Here is a 22,345-nt window from a genome sequence, read left to right as displayed (position 1 = left end):
CTGATCGCGCCGATACAGGGAACGAGCAGGCAGCAGATCAACCAATCAACCCAGCGCAGCAGCACCCACACGCCCGGCATTGCGGCGGCGCGAGACGATCATACCGGCACCGATCACCAACAGGCTGAGCCCGCCGGTTGCGATGATTTCGATACGGTGCTCTTGCTGAATCAACATGATGGTCAGTACCGCCACGATGAACACGATCACCGCCCAGGTCAGCCATGGGAACAGCCACATCTTGAAGTCGATGGCCTCACCCGCCGCGATACGTTTCTGACGCATACGCAACTGCGAAACGGCAATCACCAGATACACCAGCAGCGCAATGGCACCCGAGCTGGCGAGCAGGAAATCGAACACCGCCGCCGGTGCGATGTAGTTGGCGAATACGGTCAGGAATGCCGCTGCAGTCGACATGATCACCGCCCAGTAAGGCGTGCCGCCCTTGCTGGTGCGTTTGGACAACGCCGGCGCATCGCCGCGTTTGCCGAGCGAAAACAGCATGCGCGACGCGGTATACAGTGCCGAGTTCAGGCAACTGGTCACCGCGACCAACACTACCAGATCGACAATCAGCTTGGCGTTCGGAATGCCCATTGCATCGAGCACCGTCTGATAAGAACCCACCTCGGCCAGACGCGGATCGTTCCACGGCACCAGCGACACGACGATGAAGATCGAAACCAGATAAAACAGGAAGATCCGCCAGATCACCGAGTTGGTGGCTTTGGTGATCTGCTTGCCTGGATTCTTGGACTCGGCCGCCGCAATGGTCACGATCTCGGTGCCCATGAACGAGAACATGGTGGTCAGCATTGCCGCCAGCACTGCGCCCATGCCGTTGGGCAGGAAGCCGCCGGTATCGAACAGATGGCTGACGCCGCTGACATTACTGGTCGGCAGCAGACCAAAAATGGCCGCTACACCCAGCACCACGAAGGCGATGATCGCCACCACCTTGATCAGCGCGAACCAGAACTCGAATTCACCGTAGTTCTTCACGCTGAACAGATTGGTCGCGGTCAGCACCAGAGTGATGACCAGCGTGAACATCCAGATCGCGATGTCCGGGAACCAGGCATGCAGAATGGTCGCGGCAGCGTTGGCTTCCAGAGGAATCACCAACACCCAGAACCACCAGTACAACCAGCCGATGGTGAACCCGGCCCAATGCCCGATGGCCCGGTCAGCGTAAGTCGAAAACGAACCGGTATCCGGTGAGGCCACGGCCATTTCCGCCAGCATGCGCATCACCAGCACGACCAGCGTACCGGCCGCAGCGTAGGCCAGCAGCACGGCAGGCCCGGCTTCGGCAATCGCGTGGCCTGAGCCGACGAACAAACCGGCGCCAATCACGCCGGCAATCGACAGCATCGTGATGTGTCGAGGTTTCAGCCCTTGTTCGAGCTCGGAAGAGTTAGCGGTACTGCTCATAAAACCACCTGTGCAAGACGAGCGAGACACACCGGAGCGTTACGTAAAGAGAAACCTACGGTGCCGTTCTTTATTTTTTTAACAAGAATTGCGCCAAAATATTTCAAAAACGACGTCGCTCAGAGAATACAAGCGCTGTGGCTTGGTCTGCGCAGCCTGCGCAATGAAGATGTTCAAGCACTGCCTGTAGGATTTGTTACCGAACGCCTCAGATTCGTCTACATCCACGCACCAAAAATGCCCCACCCGACTTGCCAGGCTCAAACATGGTGCAGCGATCAGACTGCCGTTGAGCAAAAGCTGCTTCCAACACCCGGCCAAAGCTGGCAACATCGCGCCTTTTTCGCGCACACCCTGTTGAGCCGGGCACCAAATCTGCCTTTTTGCGACCGTCCGCTGCCGAGATGCGACAACCCGCCGAACACGTTCCCCTCGGGCGAAAGACGCTGATGGTTGTCCTTCAAACGCTGTGCTAGGTTCTGTACGAAAAGTCGGCGAGCGAAGGTCAGGCAAGGCAAAAACAGGCGAGGAAGCGGAGTCTACGTGTTGTAAATGAGCATTCCGAGCCTGTTTTTAACGCAGCATCACCGAGCGTAGCCACTTTACGTGCAGAGCCTAGCTTGGCGTTCGCCGGCAATAAGCGCACACCTTAATGAGGACCCCACATGGCCGAGGCCACGCCCGCCCTGGAAATCCGCAACCTGCACAAGCGTTACGATCAGCTTGAGGTGCTCAAAGGCATCTCGTTGACCGCTCGTGATGGTGATGTCATTTCGATTCTTGGCTCATCCGGTTCCGGCAAGTCCACATTGCTGCGCTGCATCAACCTGCTCGAGAACCCGCATCAGGGTCAGATTCTGGTGGCCGGCGAAGAGCTGAAACTCAAGGCTGCGCGCAACGGTGAACTGATTGCCGCCGATCACCGGCAGATCAATCGCCTGCGCAGCGAAATCGGCTTCGTGTTTCAGAACTTCAACCTGTGGCCGCACATGAGCGTGCTCGATAACATCATCGAAGCGCCGCGTCGCGTGCTTGGCCAGAGCAAGGCTGAAGCCGTTGAAGTGGCCGAAGCACTGCTGGCCAAAGTCGGTATCGCGGACAAGCGTCACGCTTACCCGGCGCAGTTGTCGGGTGGTCAGCAGCAACGCGCCGCCATTGCGCGCACGCTGGCCATGCAGCCGAAGGTCATTCTGTTCGACGAGCCAACCTCGGCACTCGACCCGGAGATGGTCCAGGAAGTGCTCGGTGTCATTCGCGCCCTGGCCGAAGAAGGCCGAACCATGCTGCTGGTGACTCACGAAATGAATTTTGCACGTCAGGTATCAAGTGAAGTGGTGTTTTTGCATCAGGGAATGGTCGAAGAACAGGGCACGCCGCAGCAAGTGTTTGAAAACCCGCTGTCGGCACGCTGCAAACAATTCATGTCGAGTCACTGCTAAGGAGACGCTGATTTATTCTAAAACCCAGCTGTTGCCCCCAGATAAATCAAGGCCTCCAGAGCGTTGCAGGGACGAAAAATCGAATAAATCAGCGCCTCCCTAACGGAGCTACACCCCATGCAGATGTATAAAAAGATCTTGCTGATTGCCGCAGCCACTCTGGCGTTCAGCAGCAGTGCCTTTGCCGAAAAAATGAGAATGGGCATTGAAGGCGCCTATCCGCCGTTCAATAACAAGGACGCGAGTGGGCAGGTCGTCGGCTTTGATCGCGAGATCGGCGATGCCCTGTGCGCCAAGATGAAGGTCGAGTGCGAAGTGGTGACGTCCGACTGGGATGGCATCATTCCGGCGCTCAACGCGCAGAAGTTCGACTTCCTGATCTCGTCGCTGTCGATCACCGAAGAGCGCAAGCAGGTGGTTGATTTCACCGACCCGTACTACTCGAACAAGCTGCAGTTTCTGGCGCCGAAGACATCCTCCATTGATGTTTCGTCGATTGAAAAAGCCAAGGAAAGCCTGGCCGGCAAATCAGTGGGCGCACAGCGCTCGACACTGGCCGCCACCTGGCTGGAAGACAAGCTCGAGATCATGGACGCCAAGCTCTATGACACTCAGGAAAACGCGTTCCTCGACCTGTTGTCCGGTCGCGTCGACGTCATGCTGGCCGACAAATACGTCAGCTACGAGTGGCTGAAAAGCGAGGCGGGCCAGAACTTCGAGTTCAAGGGCGAGCCTGTCGTGCAGAACGACAAGATTGGTATCGCCGTGCGCAAAGGCAGTGACGAGCTGCGCGAGCGTCTGAACGTTGCCCTGAAAGAAATCATCGCTGACGGCACCTACAAGAAAATCAACGATAAGTATTTCCCTTTCAGCATTCTCTGATTCACCTGACAGGGTCGCCGCCGCTTCCCGCTGAAGCGCGGCGACCGGTCCTGACAAAGCCTGCCCATGAACATTGATCTCCTCGGATTCGGCCCGGCCCTTGCGGCTGGCGCGCTGATGACTGTCCAGCTTGCACTCTCGGCGCTGTGCCTGGGTCTGATACTCGGACTGCTCGGCGCTTTGGCCAAGACCTCGCCCTACAAGCCGCTGCAATGGCTGGGCGGTATTTATTCGACGCTGGTACGCGGCATTCCCGAACTGCTTTGGGTGCTACTGATTTACTTCGGCACCGTCAACGGCATGCGTGCGCTGGGTGAGCTGTTCGGCATCCCCGATCTGGCATTGAGCGCCTTCGCTGCCGGGGTTATCGCTCTGGGACTGTGCTTTGGCGCATACGCCACCGAAGTGTTTCGCGGTGCGATCCTCGCCATTCCCAAAGGCCATCGCGAAGCCGGACTGGCACTGGGCATGTCGCGCTCGCGCATCCTGTTCAAACTGGTCCTGCCGCAGATGTGGCGTATCGCCCTGCCTGGTCTGGGCAACCTGTTCATGATCCTGATGAAGGACACCGCGCTGGTCTCGGTGATTGGCCTGGAAGAAATCATGCGGCACGCGCAGATTGCCGTCAGCTTCACCAAAGAGGCGTTCACGTTCTATATGGTCGCCGCCATCATGTACCTGGGCCTGACGGTACTGGCCATGATCGGCATGTACTTCCTCGAAAAACGCGCCGGTCGCGGCTTTCTGCGGAGCGCGTCATGAACTGGGAAGTGATAATCAAGTGGCTGCCGCGACTGGCGCAGGGCGCGACTCTGACTCTGGAGCTGGTGGCCATCGCTGTCATCGCCGGGCTGATCCTTGCCATCCCGATGGGCATCGCTCGCGCATCCCGGCACTGGCCGGTGCGCGCCCTGCCGTACGCCTACATTTTCTTCTTTCGCGGCACGCCATTGCTGGTGCAACTGTTTCTGGTCTATTACGGCCTGGCGCAGTTCGATGCAGTGCGTCAGGGGCCACTGTGGCCGTATCTGCGCGACCCGTTCTGGCGTGCGGTGATCACCATGACCCTGCACACCGCCGCCTACATCGCAGAAATCCTGCGCGGCGCGATTCAGGCCGTGCCGGTGGGTGAAGTCGAGGCGGCGCGGGCGTTGGGCATTTCAAAGTGGAAAGCGCTGTTTTACATCGTCCTGCCGCGTGCCGCGCGCATCGGCCTGCCCGCCTACAGCAACGAAGTAATCCTGATGCTCAAGGCCAGCGCCCTGGCCAGCACCGTGACACTGCTGGAACTGACCGGCATGGCGCGCACGATCATCGCTCGCACCTACCTGCCGGTGGAAATCTTCTTTGCGGCGGGCATGTTCTACCTTCTCATGACGTTCGTGCTGGTCCAGGGTTTCCGTCTGCTGGAAAAGCTATTGCGCGTAGACGCAAGTCAGGGACGCTGATATGAAGGGTGCTGGCATCAACCCCGCCAGCACCTCGTCACGCGAAACCACCGATATGCCCGCAGATCCATACTTGCAGGATGAACATCTTGGCAGCCACTTCGGTGCGCTGGACAGCTTTCTGTTCGCGCATCAGGCCTTGTGGCGGCCGAAACCATTCACGCACTTGCGCCTGCCATGGGAAGACAAATACCCGGAACTGGCGAACTGGCTGCGACATCGCATGCTGGAGCAGGCCGAAGCAGTACACAATCACCCGGAACAGCTCGACGCGCCTTTCCCCTTCACCCAACTGGCTGCCGAAGCGGTTGCGTTGAGCCGTCTCGCTGAGCTGCCTGTTACACCTCTCGAGCCCGTCGATATGCGAATGAGCGTCGATGTGCCTGGCCGTAAATGGCAGCAGATCGAAGCGTTCGCCAGCCATCTCGACATGCGCGACAGCACGACTCACTGGCTGGACTGGTGCGCAGGCAAAGGTCACCTGGGGCGTCGTCTGACCGCAAACGACCAGAGCCTCACCTGCCTTGAGCAAGACCCTGGGCTGATCGAAGCGGGCCTGACCCTGAGTGCCCGACAAGGCATCGACGCGAAGCATGTGCGACAGGACGTGATGGCCGATGACGCCTGGCGCTGTCTGCATGCGCATCACACGCCAGTCGCGCTGCATGCCTGCGGCGATCTGCACATTCAGTTGATGGAACTGGCCAGCCAGACCGGCTGCCAGCACATTGCAATCGCGCCGTGCTGTTACAACCGCACCCGGCACGACATCTATCAGCCGCTGTCCAGCGAAGGCAAGGCCTCGGGGCTGAAGCTGTCGCGAGACGAGCTTGGCCTGCCGCTGAGCGAAGCCGTGACGGCAGGCGCCCGCGTGCGCCGTCAACGTGACACCTCGATGGCGCGCCGCCTGGGCTTCGACCTGCTACAGCGCAGTCTGCGTGGCATTGATGATTATCTGCCCACGCCTTCACTCCCGACGTCATGGCTGGACGCGCCCTACGCCGACTATTGCGCTCATCTGGCGAATCTGAAAAACCTGCCGGCACCGGGCAAGCAGGACTGGGCGCAATGGGAGGCCAGCGGCTGGCAACGACTGGCCGAAGTGCGCAACCTGGAACTGCTGCGAAACCTGTTTCGACGCCCACTGGAAGTCTGGCTGGTGCTGGATCGCGCGATGTATGTGCGAGAGCAGGGCTATAGCGTTCGCGTTGGCACTTTCTGTGACAGCCAGCTTACCCCTCGCAACCTGCTGATTATGGCCCGAAAAGCGTGATGTAAAACGCTTGAGCAACCTGTGGATAAGTCTGTTGATGAAAATGTGGATGAGTGCGTTAAAGCTTGGCGCGCCAGTTACTGAAGCCACTTATTTTTTCCCGCCAACCTTCCGTTAACCCGCAAAAACAGTGGTTTGCGCTTGACTCGATCCAACTGCACATATCTGGTCACGCGCGCAAATCTTTATAGTGCAATTGTGCATAAAGATTTGGTAAAGGCTCTGGCACGGGCGTTTTCCGCGCCCGAATCGTGCGCACAACGCACACTGTGCGAAGCGGTTTTGGCGTTGGATTTCAAAGAGTGTGCAGGCAGGTGAACCCATGGATGCTGCATTGTTACGCCTTTAAAACTGATCATCTTTCAACCGGGAAAACGGCACACTGCGATTCGCCAGCTTGCGCAATGTCAGCTTGTAGGCGCTGGACTTGATCTGACTGCCCATCGGCGTCTCCTCGAGCAAAATACGCCCCGACGCAAAAGCGCAGCCGGTGTTCAGCATCTTGTACTTGAGCAGATACAGCCCGGGATTCATCTTGCTGAACGTAAACGTCGCCCCGGCCGGAACATACGCATGCCGAAAGTCCTTGCGCCCCACCGCATCCGTGACTTTGGCATACACGGCTGACTCACCCGCCGTGTTATCCACCGTGATCTGCGACCAGCCGCTGTCTTTGAGCAGCGGCAGATCCTTCACATAACCCGGCTTATCAGCCCAGGGTGCGCCCAGCGGGTCCAGCGCTGGCACCCCGCACTCGGACGCCGCCGGATCAACCGGCTTTACGGGGCTGGCCACAGGCTCCTCAACCGGAACCACAGGCACAGGCTTGACCCGCGTCTGTGCGACCGAGAGCGGTTCGGCCGGTACAAACGACTTGCCAGCCCCAGGGTCGTACCCCATCCACGCCCCGCCCGCGCAGAAAACCACGAACAGCAGCGCCCAGCGCCACGCACTGCGGCGCCGCTTGTCACTGGACGGTGATCGAGGGGATGACGAAGCGCTGGCGGCCGCTCCAGGCTGAGCGGTACGTTGAGGCGCTGCGGGAGTCTGAGCCACTGCCGAACCATAAACATGCACCTTCTGCCCTTTTGCGGCCTGCGCCTGTCTGCGACGAGCCGCTTCCACACGCGCTTTATTCTCGTCGGCAGCAAGTAGCGCGTCATAAGCCGCACGCCGTCCGGCATCCGCCAGCACATCATGAGATGCATTGACGACGCCCATCATCTCCGAGGCGTAAGGATCGGAATTCCTGTCCGGGTGCAGCTTCTGCGCCAGCTTGCGATAAGCCTTCTTGATCTGCTCAGGAGAGGCATCGCGAGCAACACTCAGCAGCTCGTAATGCGTGGGTGTTCTCTGCATTGCACTTGCTGTCCATGGCCGACTGCCATTTTTGATACACCTGTATCGGCCATGAAACACCGAACTCCAATGCGAATGCCACGCAAACCGAAAAACCGGAACCAGCGCACAAGAAAATGCCCGAATCCACAGGATTCGGGCATTTATTTAAACGTCGATGAAGCTTTCGTGAGCGTCCAGACGCACATTCATGCGATTCAGACAGCAATCTTCAGCCCCACCTTGCGCAAAGCCCTGAGGGCCAGACGCGATACAAATTTACGTCAACACACTCTTCAGTGAATGACCAGCCTGCGGCATACAACACCCGAAAGCCCGGTTACGATCCATCGTGCCACTCATGAGATAGTCCCTTATCTACTTGGCTGAAAAGCTAACGACCTGTGCTGCTGACTCAGTAGCCGGGCCGTTGAGAACAAGCCTAGGGAAAGCCCCGACCCTGCGCAACCGCACAAAAACGCTCTGCCTTGCTCAGGTCCTGATGATGCCCCGAATCGCCACCAGCGCTGAACGCAGCGGTTTGCGCGGACGGGTTAAAAATCCACTGCCTCTTGATGCTGAGCCTCCCTCTCGAAAAGACAAAATCACCACTCAAAAGCCCAGCACTCGCACGCAGCAAACAGACCAATCCCCCAAAACCAACGGAAACGTCCTGCACAACCACCCGCCCACATCCCACCTGGGGCGCCAACGGTCAATTTTTTTCAACTGAATCAGACAGCTAGGGTTTACAAGCGCATCAGAAGCTATATACTCGCAGCCCATTACGCCGGTATAGCTCAGTTGGTAGAGCAACTGACTTGTAATCAGTAGGTCCCGGGTTCGACTCCTGGTGCCGGCACCATACAAGGTTTCAAAGGTGGCTTTTGCAGCCTTTGGAATCTCCGAAAAACCCGCCTTTTCAGACTGTGTGAAAACCTAGCAATCTGCGCAGCGCTCAAAGAAAATGCTCCGTATCGAAAGATACAGAGCATTTTTCGTTATGGCCTACATCCAAGGTGAGTCCCGCGGCCAGACCAGCCTATTCCCGGTCTCGCTGGAAGAGTTGATCCCCGAGGATCACCTCGTTCGTGTCATTGACCTGTACGTTGCCAGGCTCGATCTGGTGCAACTGGGCTTCGATAAAGCGATTCCAAAAAGCACGGGGCGCCCTGCTTATGATCCCGCCGATCAGCTAAAACTCTACCTCTACGGCTATTTTCAGCGGATTCGCTCATCGCGACGTCTTGAAGCCGAGTGTCAGCGCAACATCGAAGTGATGTGGCTGATCAACCGGCTCAAGCCCGACTTCAAGACCATCGCCGATTTTCGCAAGAACAATAAACCCGCCTTCATCGCGACCTGCCGTGCTTTCGTTCGGTTTTGTCGCACGGCAGGCTTGATCGCCGGTGAGTTGGTGGCCATCGACGGCAGCAAGTTTCAGGCGGTCGCATCCTCACGGCGTCATGTGAATTTGAAGCAGCTCAAGCGCCAGGAAGAAAAACTGGATAAGCGCATCGCTCAGTATCTGGCCGAGCTGGATGAGGCCGACAAGGCTGAAACCACAGATTCAATTGATCGCAGCGCAATCAAGGTAGCCCTGGCACAGCTTGAGGCTCGACAACAGGATAATCAGAGTTGCCAGGCACTGATGCGTTCGATGGGCATCGAGCAGTTCAACACCCATGAAAGCGATGCCCGAATGATGCGCACGGCCAAAGGGCCACGTGTGGCCTACAACGTGCAAACCGTCGTGGACGCCGAGCATTGCCTGATTTTGCATCATGAGGTCACCCAAGATGGCGATGACCGAAAGCAACTGGAGCCGATGGCCAAGGCCGCCAAAGCAGAGTTACAGCAAGATGATCTGACGGTCACTGCCGATGCCGGCTACTCCAATGGCAAGCAGTTTCAGGCCTGCGAGGATGCTTCGATTACGGCCTATGTACCGCCCAATCGTTCGAAAAACCCTGGCAGTCAGGAAGAGCAGCTCTTTGAGCGAAAAGACTTTATCTATGAGACCGGACACGATCGTTTCCAGTGTCCGGCAGGCAAATGGTTAACGCTAAAACAGCACAACAAAGGTGATCGGATCTATCAGGCTGAGGTCGATGACTGCGCCAACTGCGCGCTGAAAACGCAATGCACTCGAGCCCGGCGCCGTTATGTCTCACGACATGCCCATGAAGAGGCTTTCGAGCGGATGGAGCAAAGAATGCAGGCGCATCCTGAGATGATGGCCAACCGAAGATCCATCGTTGAGCACCCCTTCGGCAACCTCAAGCAATGGCTATTTGGTAATGGCCGTTTCTTGCTGCGACAACTGGAGGGTACAAAAGCTGAAATGGCCTTGGCGGTGAATGCCTATAACCTGAAACGAGCGATTAAAGTGCTCGGTGTGCGCCATCTGATGGCTTTGATGGGCTGAGCGGACATTTTTTTCGTCTGCTGCCAATACAAAAAAAACGCCCCGAACAAGTCGGGGCGTTTGCTTGGGCCTTCATCAGTGTGTTTTCACACAGTCTGTTTTGGCGGTTTTTTTTGTTTTTGCTGAAAAACCTCGCTGAGAGGGCATCTCGGTGTTGAGCAAGAGAGGCTGAAATGAGATTTTTCGAGCTCTACCTTAATGGTGACGTGTTTGAAGATGAGATAGACCGGTTCGTGGCAGACTGGCATCAGGGTCTTGAAGGTGCAGACATGGAGTTGCATGAGTATCTGGGGATGACTTGGGATGAATATCGGATATGGTCCGCCAAACCTTCCGCTCTGCACGCGCTATTGATTGCGCGTAAAACCAGTACATAGCGCAGCTTTCTATCATCCATAATTGTTTTTTAATCAACATAATCGCCAAGCAGATCAGGCAACCAAAGCGTGCGTTAAGGGCAAGCCTCTTACCGCGTCGACTCCCGCGTAAGACCTTTCCGATTTTCTCCGAAATCCCGGACCACTTCTCAAAATCCGATAGCTATTTCACAGCCCAACGTAGTAGCGTTGCGCCTCTATCGACAGGACTGAGGGCTTGCGAGCCCGGCACGGAGCAGTAAAAATGGATTTTCCTGAAGCACTCAATTCCCTTTCCGCAAAAGTCCGCCAGCAAGCCGCGTCCATCCATACTGAAGAAGCGACCAAGACGGCTCTGGTGATGCCGTTTATCCACACAGTACTCGGTTACGACGTGTTCGATCCATCTGAGGTGGTCCCGGAATACACCTGCGATGTAGGAACCAAGAAAGGCGAGAAGATCGACTACGCCATCGTCAAAGACGGCAATATTCAGATCCTTATAGAGACCAAGAAAATTGGCGAGCCGCTGAACATCAATCATGCCAGCCAGCTCTTCCGCTATTTCCATGTAACCACCGCAAGGATTTCGATCCTTACCAATGGCCGGGTCTACAAGTTTTTTACAGATCTGGACGCACCAAACAAGATGGACGAAAGGCCCTTCCTTGAACTGGATTTGCTTGCCATTGATGACCATGCCATACCGGAACTGCAGAAGCTGACCAAGTCGTCATTTGACGTTGAGTCGATTCTCAATGCCGCTGGCGAGTTGAAGTACGTGGGGCAGATCAAGCGTGTCATTGCGGCTCAATTCAGTCAGCCGGACGATGACTTTGTGCGTTATTTCGCGTCGCGTATCTACGAGGGTGCGATCACGCAGAAAGTACGTGAGCAGTTCACCATCCTGACCAGAAAGGCCACGTCGCAATTCCTGAACGATCAAGTCAATGACCGGCTGAAACTGGCCATGAGCGGCGTAGCGGTACCGACAGTGGCAGAGACTATTATCGAAAATAATACCCAGCCCGAAAAAGCCGACTCCATAGATGATCGCATCGTAACGACGATGGAGGAGATGGAAGGCTTTCATATCGTTAAATCAATCATCAGGACTGTGGTGGACGCAAAGCGTATTGCTCATCGTGATACGCAGAGCTATTTCGGGATTCTTCTGGATGACAACAACAGAAAACCTATCACCCGCCTGCATTTCAACCGCGCCCAGAAATACATCGGCATTTCGAAAAGGACAAAGGCGAAACGCGTCATCCGATTGCGTCGCTTGATGATATCTATGGCTTTACCGATGTTCTCAAAGACACCGTCTTGAGCTATGCGGAACAATAAAGCCAGACCGGCCGAAGTGCCATCGTAGCCCACTGCAATTCGCGTCTCAGGAGGGACTGAAGCCGGAGGCTGGTATGAGGCAAGGACAATCACTACCACTTCGAACACCCGACGAAGCCCAGATTAATGCACCCCAGCTTTAGCGAGCCGGGGGTATTCCACACCAGTCCCAGGAGAAAGACATTGCTACATCCAGTCGCGATTCTTCCCGGCGATGAGCAGCACGCGTGGGGTGTCGAGGTCCAGATATTCCTGGCTGCTTTTCAGCCGGTGATGACCTTGATGACGCCATGGCAATGGCTCGCGAAGCCATCGAAGGCCATCTCGAAACTTTGGCAGAAGACGGTTCACCGATTCCCATCGCACAAAAAGTTACCCTGCATGCGCAAAACCCTGACTTTGAGGGCTGCACTTGGGCGCTGGTGGATATTGACGTCACCAAATACATGGGGAAAGCGGAAAAGCTGAACATCACGCTTCCGGGTCATTTGCTGACCAAGATCGATGAGTATGTAAAGCACCATCCTGAAGAGAAAAGCCGTTCAGCCTTCCTTGCCTCAGCCGCTCTTAAAGTCTTGCAAGGATCACGAATCTGATTTCTGCGTCCCGGTAACCGGGCCTGCATAAATGGCAGGCCTAATAGCTTGACTGGTGACCAGCCTAAAGCTCCCCCCAACCCCGTCGATACCCTCTTTACACCCCGCAATCATGGATCGATGAAATGGTTATCTCACTCACCCCCGGCAACAATACATCTCCAACCATCACCCTCCCCCATTCTGGCGTGACGCTCACTCCGAAGCCGCTCACGGACGCGCAGAAAGAAGCGCTGAAGAACGCTGCCGCCAACACGCCCGCTGTCATCTATCACCCAAGCACTGAGGTTCCTGCCACGACGGAGCCAATGGAGGTGCTCGAGACCTGGATAGGCCGTTCTCAGTCGCCTGAGTTTCCGCAGATGGCGGCGCAGCACAGGACGTCGACGGAGGCGTTGAAGACGTCGTATGACGCGTTCAAGTCGACGCTGGCGTCGGTTTATCCGGATCTGGCCGACAAGAAGTTTGGCTTCACGATCGAGGCTGACGGCAACTTGAAGGCGACTAACAGTTCCGGTGAGTTGAGCGATGCGGACACCAAGCAGTTGAACACGCTGCTGAACGCATCCAGCGGGCTGAAAGCGGCAGCGGCTACTTATCGGGAAACGGCCATTGATCTGGTCGATGCCGATTCGCCCTGGAGCGGCAGTTATCTGGGTCGTTACAACCTGACCAAGGAGAACTTCGCCAGCTCGCTGGATCTCGGGGCGTTGTTTATTCCCAAGACGTCGACGCCGTCGAAAGAACAATTCGATGGCATGTTTTTTAATCAGCTTGCCTATAAAGGCGTGCTGCACACTCAGGAAACGGAAGCGGCCATGCTTGCTGCGCGAGCGGCGGAGAAAGCGGCGGGCTGATTCGAGGCGATGAGTATGCAGCCTGCCGGTAACAGGCCGCATGCTCCCGCAATATCGGCGTTTCTGGACGTTCAGCGCTCTATTCCGAGGCCCTGAACGTTTCATATTGCTTACCGGCTGTGTGAAAGTTGTCACATTTTTTGAACTTTGTATCAAGTCGCGTACCCATCACGAAACTTTTGGCGTGGTCCGCTATCTGAACTCTCCGACGCCATGTAGGAAATTTCTTTTTCTGCACGTCGAATACTCACTTTTTTCTCTTTCTTCAGTGTCACTGCCGTTCCAGGCGGTGCACTTATTGCGCCTCTGATTCTGCCCACAAGGATGTGAAATGCACCCGGATGCACGCTGCCCACTGCTCAAGCCAAGCCCCGCTCGACGTTTTGTGGAGGTGACTCGCTTGTCGTCATTGAATGCCAGACACCTCACGCTGACGGCGTTGGCAATGTGCACACTCTTGGTGGCCGCTACGGCCCAGGCGGCCGGGCCTGAAGAAGAGTTGCTGCGCCAGCAGGAACGTGAGCGGGCGCTGCGTGATCAATTGGAATCGCGGCCCGATGTGCGTCTTCAGGCACCAACGCTGGATGAGGGTGGCACGCGTCTGCCTGCAAAAGAGGCGCCGTGCTTTGCCATCAATGACATTCGCCTGATTGGCGAGGCATCCGAGAAATTTCAGTGGGCGTTGAAGGCTGCCAACCCCAAGGATGATCCTGCCGTGGGCCGTTGCCTGGGTGGCGCGGGCATCAACATGACGATGAAGCGTATGCAGAACGCGATTATCGAGGCGGGCTACGTCACCACTCGTGTCCTCGCCGAAGCTCAGGATTTGAACAGCGGGATTCTGGTGCTGACGATAGTGCCGGGGCGCATTCGCGAGATTCGTTTTGCGGAAGGCACCAGCCGCCGTGCCAACCTGTGGAATGCGATGCCGGCCAACCCCGGCGATCTGCTCAACCTGCGTGACATCGAGCAGGCACTGGAGAACTTCAAGCGCGTGCCGACCGCTGAGGCCGACATTCAGATCACGCCTGCCCGTGCGGCGGATGCCAAACCCGGCGAAAGTGATGTGGTGATCAAGTGGAGCCAGCAATTTCCGGCCCGTGTGAGCCTGTCTGTGGATAACTCGGGCAGCAAGACCACTGGCAAATATCAGGGCAACGTGTCGTTGTCTCTGGACAACCTGCTCTCGCTCAACGATCTGTTCTACGCCAGCTTCAACCACGACCTGGGCGGCGGCGAGTCCGGGCGGCGCGGCTCGGATGGCAATACGTTCCACTACTCGCTGCCCTTCGGTTACTGGCATTCACCACCAGCGAGTACAACTACGAGCAGTCAGTCGCAGGTGCTACCCAGACCTACCAGTACCGTGGTGAGAGCCGTAACAACGATTTGCGCTTGTCACGCCTGCTGTACCGCGACGCGGTGCGCAAGACCACGGCATGGGGCGGAGTGTGGACACGGTCGTCGGAAAACTTCATCGATGACACCGAGATCGGCAACCAGGATCGGCGTATGGCGGGCTGGCATTTTGGCCTCGATCATCGTGAATTCATCGGTGCTTCGATTCTTGACCTCGGGGTCGCCTATCGGCGCGGCACCGGCGCGCATGACTCGTTGCAGGCACCGAAAGAGCCGTCGGGCGCAGGGACCTCGCGCTCGCAGATCATCACCGCCGACGCGCAGCTGCAAGTGCCGTTCACCCTCAGCGATCAACGCCTGCGCTACATCGGCGGCTGGCGCTCGCAGTGGAACCGTACACCGCTGGTGCCTCAGGACCGCTTCTCGATTGGCGGACGCTACAGCGTGCGCGGGTTTGACGGGGAAAACATCCTGTCTGCGGACCGCGGCTGGACGTTGCGCAACGAAATCGGCCTCGCGCTGGGGCAGACCGGTCAGGAGCTTTACACCGGGGTCGACTATGGCGAAGTCAGCGGTCAGGCCAGCCAGTTTCTGATCGGCAAGCGCCTGGCCGGTGCCGTGGTCGGCGTGCGCGGCGGTTACAAAGGGCTGTCTTATGACTGGTCGGTGGGCACGCCGCTCAAGAAGCCGGATGGCTTCGAGACCGCCAATGTGACCAGCGCCTTTACCGTCATCTGGTCCTTCTGAGGTCATGCCATGCGCTTCGAAACGCTAGACATCACCGCACCCGGCCTGATTGACGAGCCGTGGAACGAGGCGGCAGTGCTCGGCTCGGTCACGTGGCTGTGGATGCATTCCAAAGCGCATCGCGATGCGCCGCTGCACAGCCTGCCGACATTGTTGTTGCCCGCGCTCAAGCATCGCCAGTTCGTGCTCGGCAGCGAAGACGGCAAACCGGTGTGCTACCTGTCCTGGCTCACCGTCGATGAGGCGGCCGAGCGGCGCTACCTGCAGCAGTCGCCGCTGATGTTGAAAGAGGCCGACTGGAACAGCGGCGAGCGTATCTGGCTCAACGACTGGGTAGCGCCGTTCGGGCACAGCGCAGCGCTGTCGCGCGTGTTGCACCGCCAACTGTTCGCCAACAAATGTGGGCGCGCGCTCTATCACCGCGGTGAAGAGCGAGGCCTGCGGATCAAGACATTCCAGGGCATCGGTGTGATCCCTGAACAGGCCAGGGCCTGGTTTGCGGCTCACCCGGTCGCCACTACACCGTCAACTGACCCCTTATAAACGCTGGTTTCGCGGGCTGACTCCGCAGATGGAATTGCTATGAACAAGCACCTGTACCGAATCGTTTTCAACAAGGCACGCGGTCTTTTGATGGTGGTGGCGGAGAACGTCGCCAGCCAGGTCAAGGCGCCGGGCACCCGCGCCAGTCGCACCGCCGTCGCACCGGGTTGCACCGCGACGCTGGGGCCGCTGCGCTTTGCGTTGATGACCGCGATCGGGCTGGTGTCCTTGAGCGTCGTGCCAGCATGGGCAGCTGGCATCGTGGCCGATCCTTCGGCTGCGGCGGGTCAGCGTCCGACGGTGATCCAAAGCGCCAACGGCACGCCACAGGTGAATATTCAGGCACCGAGCGCCGCCGGGGTTTCGCGCAACACCTACAACCAGTTCGATGTCGACAAGCGTGGCGTGATCCTCAACAACAGCAGCGCCAACAGCCAAACGCAACTGGGTGGCTGGATCGAGGGCAACGCGGCGATGGCCAAAGGCAACGCGCGGGTCATTCTCAACGAAGTCAACGCCAGCAATCCCAGCCAGCTTCAGGGCTATGTCGAAGTCGCGGGGCAGCGCGCCCAGGTGGTGATCGCCAACCCGGCCGGCATTACCTGTGACGGTTGCGGCTTCATCAACGCCAACCGCGCAACCCTGAGCACCGGCCAGGCGCAACTGGAAAACGGCGCCATCACCGGTTACACCGTGAACAGCGGCGCGATCACTATTCAGGGCAAAGGCCTTGATACCCGCGACGCCGATTACACCGACCTGATTGCCCGCACGGTGCAGGTCAATGCGGGCATCTGGGCGAACGATCTGAAGGTCACGGCCGGACGCAATCAGGTTAATGCCGACAACACCCAGGCCGCGCCTCAGGCAGGAGCCGAGGGCGACAAGCCTGCCGTGGCGATCGACGTTCCGCAACTGGGCGGCATGTACGCCGGGAAAATCATGCTGGTGGGCACCGAGTCCGGTGTCGGCATGCGCAACGCCGGGCAGATCGGTGCCATGGCCGGTGAAGTGGTCATCAGCGCAGATGGCAAATTGCAGAATCAGGGCGCAATCAGCAGCGCAACAACGACCCGGATCAATGCCACCAGCGTCGACAACAGCGGCTCGCTGTACGCCAAAAGTGACCTGAACCTCACCAGCTCCGGCGATATCGATAACAGCGGCACCATCGCCAGTCAGAATCAGACCAGCATCAGCGCCAAGGCGATTCGCAGCACCAAAGGTTCAAGCCTGGCAGCGGGCGCAGGCGAGGACGGCAAACTGGGCAGCAGCGGCAACCTGGCTGTTCGCGCCACCAGCGTCAAGGCCCAGGGTCAGAACCTTGCGGCAGGCGATCTCAGCGTTCAGGCCGATGATCTGGACCTCAGCGGCAGCCAGACTCAAGGGCGTAATGTCTCCCTGACCGCCAGCAATGGCGACGCCAACCTCAGCAGCAGCCGGGTCGACGCCAGCCAGACCCTCACGGCCAGCGCGACGAAAACCCTGCGCACCGACAGCGCCAGCGTCAACGCCGACAACGTGCAACTGAACGCCAGCGACGTGTCCAACGTCGGCGGCGAACTGGTGCAGACCGGCGTTGCCGATACCTTGATCAACGCCAGTGCGACCCTCGACAACCGCAGCGGGCGCATTGCTTCCAACGCCAACAACACCCGCCTGCGTGCCAACCGCGTCGACAACAGCGGCGGCAACATTGAACACGCAGGTCAAGGTGCGCTGGATATCCAGGCCAACCGGCTCGATGGCAACACAGGCAGCATTGCCAGCAACGGCGCGCTGTCGATCAAGGCCGCCGATGTGCTGGTCGATGATGGCCTGACCCAAGGCCGGCAGATCACCCTAGGCACCACCAACCTGTCCAACCAGCGCGGTCGCATTCTGCAAACCGGTGCTCAGCCGTTGCAGATCAACGCCAGCCAGCGATTCGACAATCAGAGCGGCCAGGTCAGCAGCCCAGGCACTGTGGCGCTCAATGTCGGCACGCTGAACAACCAGAGCGGTAAAGTCATCGCCACTGACGGCGGCCTGCTGACTGTCACTGCCGATGATCTGATCGACAACAGTGGCGGCACACTGGCGGCCAGCGGCACCGCGCAACTGAACGGCGCCCGTCTGGAAAATACCCAAGGCACGGTCAGCGCCGGTGGCGAGCTGCAAGCGCAGTTCAGCCAGTTGAACAACATCGGCGGTACGCTCGCGTCGACCCAGCGCATGGCGATCATCGCCGGGCAGTTCAACAACACCAATGGTGTGCTGGGCTCGGTGCAATCCGGGCTCTCAATCAACGTGACAAACGGCGCGCTGACCAACACTGGCGGGCGGCTGGAAGCCCAGGGTGCCATCGACGTCTCAGCCCAGGGGCTGGATAACCGCAGCGGTGTGATCAGTGGTCAGGCACTGGACCTGAACAGCAACGGCAATCTGGCCGACAACAGCGACGGCACACTCGATGCGCGCGCCACGCTCGACCTGCGCAGCGGCGAATTGCGCAACGCTGCGGGCCTGATTCAGTCCACCGGCAAGCTGGTCATCGACACCGGCAGCCAGGCGCTGAACAACCTGCAATCGGGCACCACCAAAGGCATCAGCGGCCAGGATGCCGTGGACATCCGCAGCGCCAGCATCAACAACAGTGCAGGCTTTCTGAGCGCCAAGGGCGACCTGTCGCTCAACGCCAGCGATGTGAGCAACACCGACGGTGGCCAGATCATTGGTGAGAAAACCGTCCACATCGAAGGCGCACAACTGGACAACCGTGGCGGCCAATTGCAAAGCCTCGGCGACGTCGAGCTGGTGCTAGGTCAGACACTCAACAATCAGGGCGGTCTGGTGCGCAGTGCCGGCACATTGAGCCTGAGCACCGACGCGCTCGACAACAGCGCCACCCAAGGCACCAACCAAGGCCTTGAAGGCCGCAGCATGAACCTGGCGGTCAATACCCTCGACAACCAGAGCGGTGCCGTGCGCACCGATGAAAACCTGCTGCTGGGCGTCAGCCAGACGCTGAACAACCAGAACGGGCTGATCTCGTCGACCGGCGACCTGACGATCAGCGACCGCGATACTGCGCAGCGTCGCCAGTCGGTGAACAACCTCGACGGTACGCTGATTGCGGGCAAACTGTTGTCGCTCAACGCCGCGTATTACAGCGGTACAGGTCGGGCGCTGAGCCTGGGTGACCTCAATTTCAGCTTGCAGAGCGGCCTGGACCTGAGCGGGCAGATTCAGGCCAACAATAACGTTGATCTGAACACCGCCGGGGCGCTCAACAACACGGGGCGTTTACTGGCGGGTAATGCGCTGCAGGTCAATGCCCAGACACTCGACAACAGTGCCAACGCTGAAATCAGCGCGGGCCAGGTTCGCCTGAACATTGCTGACACGCTGACTAACCGGGGCCTGATCGATGGCCAGCAAGTGCGCGTGCAGGCCGCAACGCTCAACAACCTGGGCACCGCGCGCCTGTATGGCGATCAACTGGCGATAGCCACCAGCACATTGAACAACCTCGATGAAAACGGCGTCGCCGCGACCATTGCAGCCCGTGAGTCGCTGAATATCGGCACCGGCACCTTGAACAACCGCGAGGAGTCGCTGATCTTCAGTGCCGGCGACCTCGCCATCGGCGGCGCCCTCAGCGCTCTCGACACCGCTCAGGACCGCGCTCAATTACTGACCAACGCCAGTGCGACCGTCGAAGCGCTCGGCAATCTGTCGCTGAACGTACAAAGCGTGCGCAACACCAACGAACACTTCAGCACCCGCGACGTAGAAGTCAGCCGCACGCCGGAACAGGAATTTCAGCTCACTGGCTCGACCAACCGCTATCAAGCCAACGAGATCTCGCTGCGCAACGACGAGGTGAATTACCTGGTCACCCCTGAGGGCCAGCGCGACAACTGGAACCGCTACGACTACACCCGCGTGGTGAACGAAACCCAGATCGCCACCTCGGCACCGGCGCAGATCCTGTCTGGCGGGACGATGCAGATCAGCGCGGGCGATGTGCTCAACGACAAGAGTCACATCATCGCCGGTGGGCTGTTGCAGGCCGACGTGACCAGCCTGACCAACACCGAACTGTCGGGCGAGCGCACAACCGTCGACAGCGGCACCGTCACCAACTTTTACCGCATGCAGCGCAAGGGCCGCGACCGGCAGGGCTCGAACACGGCAGCCTACACCCCTGCCCCGTTGATTCAGGAAATCTCCCTGCAACCGACCGTCTTCGCGCAAAACTCGGTAGTCAGCGGCACAGGCACCCAGATCAGCGCGCGCGGCACTCAGGCGGTCGGCCAGCAGATCGCGGCCACCGGCACCGTCAGCGCACCCGTGGCGCGAACCTTTCAGGTCGCACCGATTGTCCAGGTTGCGGCGCAGACGACCCAGAACGCCCAAGGCGTGGCTGAGCAGATTCGCACTGGCGGTCCGTCCCTAGAATTGCCAAACAACAGCCTGTTCACCACCAACCCACAGACCACCAGCAACTACCTGATCGAAACCGATCCGCGTTTCGCCAGCTATCGCACCTGGCTGTCTTCGGATTACATGCTGGAACGCCTGCAAGTCGACCCTGCCCTGACCCAGCAGCGTCTTGGCGATGGTTTCTATGAACAGAAACTTATTCGCGAACAGGTCGCGCAACTCACCGGCCGACGTTTCCTCGATGGCTATGCCAATGACGAAGCGCAGTACCGGGCGCTGATCGATAACGCCGTCACCCTCGCCAATCAGTGGCAACTGGTGCCGGGTGTCGAACTGTCCCCCGAGCAGATGGCCCAACTGACCAGCGACATCGTCTGGCTGGTGCAGAAAAAAGTCACCCTCGCCAGCGGCGAAACCCGCAACGTGCTGGTGCCGCAGGTCTACGTGCGCGTGCAGGAAAGCGACCTCAACGGCTCTGGCTCGCTGATTGCCGGGCAACGCCTGAACCTGAACATCGCGGGCGATCTGGTCAACAGCGGCAGCCTGGCCGGGCGCAGCGTGATGGCGATTACCGCGCAGAACATCGAAAACCTCGGCGGCCGCATCCAGGCCGACAAGGTCTCGCTGACGGCACGGGAAAACCTCGACAACCTCGGCGGCCTGATCGGCGCAACAGACAGCCTCGCCATCAACGCCGGGCAAAACGTCAACGTCGTGTCCAGCAGTCGCGACAGCAGCAGCGCTCAGGGCACGCGCACCAACCTGTCACGGGTGGCCGGCCTGTTCGTCAGCGGCGCTGGCGGCACCATGGACGTCAACGCCGGCAAAGACCTCAACCTGACCGGCGCCCAAGTGGTCAACGCAGGTACGGGCGGCAGCACGTCGCTGCAGGCGGGCAACAACATCAACCTGGCGACGGTTGGCGAAGCCCATCAGCAATCGGTCAACTGGAACAGCAGCAACTGGCGCAAGGACGCAAGCCAGACCGAAGTCGGCTCAACCGTCCAAGGCCAGGGCGATGTGCGCCTGAGCGCCGGGCAGGACCTCAACGCGCGGGGCGCGAGCGTCACCAGCCAGCAAGGCGCAATCATCGCCGACGCCGGCCGCGACGTGAACCTGACGGCTGCACAAAACACCCAGTTCGCCGATGAAGCACACAAGTTCAAAGGCAAGAACGGCCTGTTCTCCAGCAAGACCACCACCACACGCGACACCGTCAACCAGACCCAGGCGCAGGGCTCGACGCTGAGTGCCGAGCAAACCTATGTTCAGGCCGGTCGTGACATCAACGTCAGCGGCAGCAACGTGGTGTCCACCAACCAGACCGTTCTGGCGGCTGACAACAACATCAACATCGAAGCCGCGACCGAGAGCAGCAGCGAACGTCACGACAAGTCGGTGAAGAAAAGCGGCCTGTTCAGCGGCGGCGGCATTGCGGTCACACTCGGGACGCAGCAGCAGAGCGTCAAGGACCTCACTACCCGCCAGACCGCAGCGGCGAGTACGGTGGGGTCGACCAAGGGCGACGTGCTGATTAGCGCCGGAGGTCAATATCGCCAAGTAGGCAGTAACGTCAATGCGCCCTATGGCGATGTTTCAATCAGGGCATCTGAGGTCAATATCCTGGAAGCGCGCAACCTCAGTTCGCAGCAACAGGAGCAACGCTTTAAGCAGTCGGGCGTAAGCTTGACCTTGACCAACCCTGTAGTCAGCGCAGTACAGACAGCGCAGCGTATGAAGGTGGCATCAGATCGCACCGATGACAAACGTATGAAAACCTTAGGGAGGCGCTGCAAAAATAGCCAACTGTCCCCACCCTTGGCACACTAAGTTCCTTCAACAGCCTCCCTCTCCGTGAGCGTTA

General features: G+C 58.7%; 12 protein-coding genes, 1 tRNA gene and 4 pseudogenes. 15 read left to right on the top strand and 2 right to left on the bottom strand.

Annotation, left to right across the window (positions count from 1 at the left end; all coding sequences use genetic code 11):
* Window positions 1–45 precede the first annotated feature (45 nt).
* Entirely contained in the window at window positions 46–1,437 is a 1,392-nt protein-coding gene (gene gabP / locus BLT55_RS23050; RefSeq protein WP_055000906.1) for a GABA permease, read from the bottom strand.
* Between the two features lie 60 nt (window positions 1,438–1,497).
* Here gabP and BLT55_RS33560 point away from each other — a divergent pair, with 60 nt between their 5' ends.
* The 6 genes from BLT55_RS33560 to BLT55_RS23020 all read left to right on the top strand — a co-directional run bounded on the left by BLT55_RS33560 (window position 1,498) and on the right by BLT55_RS23020 (window position 6,479).
* Window positions 1,498–1,887, top strand: a complete 390-nt coding sequence (locus BLT55_RS33560) for a hypothetical protein (RefSeq protein ID WP_156357545.1) — start codon at window positions 1,498–1,500, stop codon at window positions 1,885–1,887.
* A gap of 215 nt (window positions 1,888–2,102) precedes the next feature.
* On the top strand, window positions 2,103–2,876 hold the full coding sequence (locus BLT55_RS23040; protein WP_055000904.1) for an ABC transporter ATP-binding protein: 774 nt from the start codon (window positions 2,103–2,105) through the stop codon (window positions 2,874–2,876).
* A 117-nt stretch (window positions 2,877–2,993) separates the two neighbouring features.
* Entirely contained in the window at window positions 2,994–3,758 is a 765-nt protein-coding gene (locus BLT55_RS23035) for an ABC transporter substrate-binding protein (protein WP_055000903.1), read from the top strand.
* Window positions 3,759–3,824: 66 nt separating this feature from the next.
* Window positions 3,825–4,520, top strand: a complete 696-nt coding sequence (locus BLT55_RS23030; RefSeq protein ID WP_055000902.1) for an ABC transporter permease — start codon at window positions 3,825–3,827, stop codon at window positions 4,518–4,520.
* On the top strand, window positions 4,517–5,206 hold the full coding sequence (locus BLT55_RS23025; protein WP_055000901.1) for an ABC transporter permease: 690 nt from the start codon (window positions 4,517–4,519) through the stop codon (window positions 5,204–5,206). Before BLT55_RS23030 ends, BLT55_RS23025 begins: the two co-directional genes overlap by 4 nt.
* 1 nt (window position 5,207) lies before the next feature.
* Complete coding sequence (locus tag BLT55_RS23020) at window positions 5,208–6,479, top strand: methyltransferase (protein WP_055000900.1); 1,272 nt, start codon at window positions 5,208–5,210, stop codon at window positions 6,477–6,479.
* Between the two features lie 345 nt (window positions 6,480–6,824).
* On the opposite strand, the gene BLT55_RS23015 is transcribed toward BLT55_RS23020, so the two are convergent.
* Window positions 6,825–7,838 (bottom strand): J domain-containing protein, encoded by a 1,014-nt coding sequence (locus tag BLT55_RS23015; protein ID WP_074800951.1) that lies wholly within the window; start codon window positions 7,836–7,838, stop codon window positions 6,825–6,827.
* 768 nt (window positions 7,839–8,606) lie between these two features.
* Here BLT55_RS23015 and BLT55_RS23005 point away from each other — a divergent pair.
* The 9 genes and pseudogenes from BLT55_RS23005 to BLT55_RS22965 form a co-directional block, all read left to right on the top strand.
* Window positions 8,607–8,682, top strand: a tRNA-Thr gene (locus tag BLT55_RS23005).
* Window positions 8,683–8,820: 138 nt separating this feature from the next.
* The gene (locus tag BLT55_RS23000; RefSeq protein WP_167359965.1) at window positions 8,821–10,245 is read left to right on the top strand and encodes an IS1182-like element ISPsy6 family transposase; all 1,425 of its coding nucleotides are present in this window, start codon (window positions 8,821–8,823) and stop codon (window positions 10,243–10,245) included.
* A gap of 173 nt (window positions 10,246–10,418) precedes the next feature.
* Window positions 10,419–10,622: a hypothetical protein gene (locus tag BLT55_RS22995; RefSeq protein WP_054998915.1), complete on the top strand. Its 204-nt coding sequence runs from the start codon at window positions 10,419–10,421 to the stop codon at window positions 10,620–10,622.
* Window positions 10,623–10,866: 244 nt separating this feature from the next.
* Window positions 10,867–11,951: pseudogene (locus tag BLT55_RS22990) on the top strand (type I restriction endonuclease).
* A 183-nt stretch (window positions 11,952–12,134) separates the two neighbouring features.
* Window positions 12,135–12,547, top strand: a pseudogene (locus BLT55_RS22985) (type II toxin-antitoxin system HicB family antitoxin).
* Between the two features lie 125 nt (window positions 12,548–12,672).
* Window positions 12,673–13,404: a hypothetical protein gene (locus tag BLT55_RS22980; protein ID WP_054998914.1), complete on the top strand. Its 732-nt coding sequence runs from the start codon at window positions 12,673–12,675 to the stop codon at window positions 13,402–13,404.
* A gap of 331 nt (window positions 13,405–13,735) precedes the next feature.
* Window positions 13,736–15,510, top strand: a pseudogene (locus BLT55_RS34910) (ShlB/FhaC/HecB family hemolysin secretion/activation protein).
* Between the two features lie 9 nt (window positions 15,511–15,519).
* Window positions 15,520–16,053 (top strand): toxin-activating lysine-acyltransferase, encoded by a 534-nt coding sequence (locus BLT55_RS22970; protein ID WP_054998913.1) that lies wholly within the window; start codon window positions 15,520–15,522, stop codon window positions 16,051–16,053.
* A gap of 39 nt (window positions 16,054–16,092) precedes the next feature.
* Window positions 16,093–22,263: pseudogene (locus tag BLT55_RS22965) on the top strand (two-partner secretion domain-containing protein); the annotation flags it as partial.
* Window positions 22,264–22,345 lie beyond the last annotated feature (82 nt).

The sequence above is a fragment of the Pseudomonas cannabina genome (assembly GCF_900100365.1).
GTDB classification, from domain to species: Bacteria; Pseudomonadota; Gammaproteobacteria; order Pseudomonadales; family Pseudomonadaceae; genus Aquipseudomonas; species Aquipseudomonas cannabina.
The sequence above is the reverse complement of the archived record's forward strand: the minus strand, read 5'-3'. Positions and strand labels throughout refer to the sequence as shown.